Below are 910 nucleotides of genomic sequence, written 5' to 3' on the forward strand. Positions count from 1 at the left end.
AGAGCCCGTCCGAGAATTGGGTTGAGTGATCGGGCCGATGATGATTCCAAGAAGGTGTCTGAAGCCTGAATGGAAGCGCCATGTGGAACCCGACCACCCGGCGGCAGTATAGTCGCAAACAGCCACGATACGAAACCGACCTGACGGACGCGGAATGGGCGGTGATAGCGCCCCTTCTTCCGCAGCCTGCGCCAAGGGGGCGTAAGCCAGCCTGGCCGCTGCGGGAGATCATCAACGCCATTTTTTACGTTCTGCGGGGCGGCATTCCTTGGCGTCTCATCCCGAAAGACCTGCCGCCCAAGAGCACGGTTTTCGGGTATTTCTGCCGCTGGCGTGACACTGGTGTCTTCACGCGGATCAATCACTGCCTCGTCATGGTGGATCGCGAGCGGACCGGCCGCCAGGCCTCTCCAAGTGCTGCTGTGTTGGATAGCCAGAGCGTGAAGACCACCGAGAGCGGCGGTCCGCGTGGATATGATGCGGGTAAAAAGATCAAAGGCCGCAAGCGACAAGCAATGGTCGATATGGATGGACGTGCTCTCGTGCTTGATCCTCAACCGGCCGACGTTCAGGATCGCGATGGTGCCATCCCGGTTCTGCGACTGTCTCGGAAGTCCTTCCCGTTCGTCGCCAAGGCATTTGCCGACATGGGATACTCTGGCGACAGGCCGCAAAATGCGACGCTGGTCGACGTCGAGATCGTCCGCAAGCCGAAGGATCAGGTCGGCTTTGCCGTTCATCCAAAGCGTTGGGTTGTCGAGCGCTTCTTCGCTTGGATCAGCCGAAACCGCCGGCTATGGAAAGACCCGGAAGCAACCATCAAGTCCGCCAAGGCCTTCCTTTATGCCGCATCCATCATGACCCTCGTCAGACGGATCGCACGCCCATCATGAATTCTCGGACGGACTCT

At 59.3% G+C, this 910-nt stretch carries 1 protein-coding gene; it reads left to right on the forward strand.

Translation table 11 applies throughout. From position 1 onward, the window contains the following. Positions 1–80 precede the first annotated feature (80 nt). A complete protein-coding gene (locus C5J24_RS31580; protein WP_105423704.1) occupies positions 81–893 on the forward strand; it encodes an IS5 family transposase in 813 nt (270 codons plus the stop codon). Positions 894–910: the final 17 nt, after the last annotated feature.

Source organism: Neorhizobium sp. T25_27, from assembly GCF_002968565.1.
GTDB lineage: Bacteria > Pseudomonadota > Alphaproteobacteria > Rhizobiales > Rhizobiaceae > Neorhizobium > Neorhizobium tomejilense.